Here is a 3,196-nt window from a genome sequence, read left to right as displayed (position 1 = left end):
CGTTTCGTGGGCCATTGCCATGGCCGGCAGAACATTGGATCGAACGTAACGGACAGATAGATGAAAGTAAGTACTGACAGGAGGTTTGCGCAGATGACAGACAAGCCACTTATTTACCTTGATAATAGTTCCACGACCCGGCAGGCGGATGAGGTGACGGATCTCATTGCGGAAGTGGGCCGGGTGGATTTCGGAAATCCTTCCTCGCTGCACGATCTGGGGATCCGGGCGGAGAAGCGGGTCACAACGGCCCGGAAGATTTTTGCGGATACCATCGGCGTGCGGCCGGAGGAGGTGTTTTTTAATTCCGGCGGTACGGAAGGGGATAACACCGTGCTCTACGGGGCGGCCCACAGCCGCAGGCACCGGGGAAAGAAGATTATCACCACCCGGGTGGAGCATCCGGCGGTGCTGGAGGCGTGTAAGAACCTGGAGAAGGAGGGATTCCGCGTCACCTATCTGGATGTGGACGATAAGTGCCGTCTGGATATGGGGCAGCTGGCCCGGGAGATTGATGACGATACGATTCTGATTTCGGTGATGAGTGTGAATAACGAGGTCGGGACCATGATGCCGGTGCGGGAGATCGCAGAGATCGCCCACAGTTATGGGGAAACTGCCGGCGCCTGGGCGGACGCGACTGCGAAGCCCCGGGATTCTTTCTGGACGGAGAAGGACAACACCCACAATCCGTGTCAGAGCGGGATCAATGTGGGGGCGGGCAGCCGCTATAATATGGAGATGAAGCCGGCGCAGCGAGGCGGCCGGAAGGATGATCACCGGATTCTGGTGCACACAGATGCGGTGCAGGCCTACGGGAAGGCGGATCTTCGGAATCTGGATGTGGATTTTCTGACTGTCAGCTCCCACAAGGTGCATGGGCCTATGGGCATGGGCGCCATGTACCGTCGGAAGAACGTTAACCTGCCGGCTTTTGTCGTCGGCGGAGGCCAGGAGAAGGGCATGCGCTCCGGCACGGAGAATGTGCCGGGGATCGCTGGCTTCGGGGAAGCCTGCCGCCTGACCCAGAAAGATTTCCTGGATAACATCGGGAGAATGTCTGAGGTAAGGAATTATCTGATGGAGGGAATCCGGGATCAGATTCCGGATATCCGGATCAACAGCCCGGAGGAACTGGCCCGGGAGCCGGGGGTTCTGGAGGCGGGACGGGGCATCTGCTCTGTGCTGAATGTCAGCTTCCTGGGGACCCGGGGCGAGGTGATTCTCCACACGCTGGAGGAGGACGGGATTTTTGTTTCCACCGGTTCCGCATGCAGTTCGAACCGGAAACAGACGGGGAGTCATGTGCTCCGGGCCATGGGCCTGAGCCCGGAGGCCATTGAGGGAGCAATCCGCTTCAGCTTCTGCCGGTACAACACCATTCAGGAGATGGACTATGTGCTGGATCATCTGAAGCAGGCAGTGGCCAGGTTCCGCAGACTGGGACAGTTCCGGCGATAGAAGAGAGAAAGGACACAACCTATGAACGAGCAGAATATCTTCATCGTGCGCACCGGCGAGGTGGCGTTGAAGGGAATGAATAAGCCGTATTTTGAGCGGAAACTGGTGGAGCGCATCCGGACCAAGCTGTCATCGGTGAGCGAGGCGCTGGAGCAGCAGGGGGAAGGAAAGATTGAGGTCTACCGGAAGGAAGGACTGGTCTTCATCCGCAGCCCGAAGAGCCTGCCGGAAGAGCAGATTCTGAAACCGGTATCCCGGATCTTCGGGGTTTCCAGTATCAGCCCGGCGGTGGAAGCGCCCAGTGACCTGGACGAAATCGGCAACGAGGCCGTGCGCTTCATGCTGAAGCAGATCGAGGAGAAGGGCGTGAAGACCTTCAAGGTGGAGGCGAAGCGGGCGGACAAGGCGTTCCCGGTGAAGTCTCCGGACATTGCCCGGATCATCGGGGCGAAGGTGCTGATCGGGTGCAAAGTCCTGAAGGTGGACGTTCACAACCCGGATGTCCGGCTCCACGTGGATGTGCGGAAGGACGAATCCTTCATTTATGATTCAAAATTCTCCGGTATGGGCGGTCTCCCTCTGGGAACCAACGGCAAGGGACTGGTTCTGTTCTCCGGCGGCATCGACAGCCCGGTGGCTTCCTGGATGATGGCGAAGCGGGGCATGCAGATCGAAGTGGTTCATTACCATTCGTATCCGTACACCTCCAAGCGGGCCCAGGAAAAGGTCCAGCGTCTGGTGCAGATCATTGCCGGCTATACGGGCCGGGTCCGGATGCACGTCATCAACCTGCTGCCGATCCAGGAGGAGATTGTGGCGAATTGTCCGGAGGAGGAAACCACGATCCTGGTGCGCCGGTTCATGATGAAGATCGCCGAAGAGGTGGCCCGTCGGAACCGCTGCCAGATGCTGATCACCGGAGAGGACCTGGGACAGGTGGCTTCCCAGACGGCGGACGCCCTGGTGGTGACCGATGCGGCGGTGAGCTGCCCGGTGATGCGGCCTCTGATCGGCATGGACAAGGTGGACATTATGGACATGGCCCGGGAGATCGGCACTTACGAAACCTCCATCGAGCCTTACGAGGACTGCTGCACCGTGTTCCTGCCGAAGCATCCGGTGACGAAGCCGAAACTGGAGCAGATTCTGGCATCGGAGTCTAAGCTGGACTGTGAGGCGCTGATCCGGGACGCTGTGAATTCCGAAGAGGTCATCACGGTGAATCCGGAATAGAGGGAAGGACAAAAAGAAACCGGGGGCCGTTCGAAAAATTTATTTGAAATTTTTACGGAAAGTTTTCCACCGACCCCGTTTTCCGAATCTCTCCGGTCGAAACCATATAGCGAAAGACATCGGAGAGGTCTTTCCCGGACCGGACGGCTCCGCCCGGTCGGAATAACTGAATCATGGTTATCCAAATGATTATGGTGCGTTTATAATCTGCCGATGACGGCTCAGTGAATTGTTTTAGAAACTTGACACTCATGCTGGAAGGCGGTTATAATAAACATTGAAATCGACCCTTAGCTCTTCGGTCAGGTTTCAAGTCAATTATTTCAGTACTATGGAAAACTTCATTTCTATGACTAACTTATTGGGATTGGAGCGATTCATAGGGAACAATTATTTCTGGATGACCTTATCGTCATAAGGTTATTTTCTCGTTGCAGAAATTTCCATTTCTGAGCGGGAAATCCACCGTGATGAAGAGGTTGTCGAGTGAATTTAGGAGGAG

The 3,196-nt window shown here is 56.4% G+C and carries 2 protein-coding genes; both read left to right on the top strand.

Annotated features, from left to right (window positions below; translation table 11 throughout):
* Positions 1-93: 93 nt before the first annotated feature.
* The gene (locus BLQ24_RS09875; protein WP_176755924.1) at positions 94-1,461 is read left to right on the top strand and encodes a cysteine desulfurase family protein; all 1,368 of its coding nucleotides are present in this window, start codon (positions 94-96) and stop codon (positions 1,459-1,461) included.
* Between the two features lie 21 nt (positions 1,462-1,482).
* Positions 1,483-2,694 carry a tRNA uracil 4-sulfurtransferase ThiI gene (thiI, locus tag BLQ24_RS09870; protein ID WP_090164751.1) on the top strand — a complete coding sequence of 404 codons (1,212 nt, stop codon included), beginning with the start codon at positions 1,483-1,485 and terminating at the stop codon, positions 2,692-2,694.
* The last annotated feature ends 502 nt before the right edge of the window (positions 2,695-3,196 follow it).

The sequence above is a fragment of the Eubacterium pyruvativorans genome (assembly GCF_900102225.1).
In the GTDB taxonomy this organism is placed as follows: Bacteria; Bacillota; Clostridia; order Peptostreptococcales; family Anaerovoracaceae; genus Aminicella; species Aminicella pyruvativorans.
This window is presented reverse-complemented; position numbering and strand designations above follow the sequence as displayed.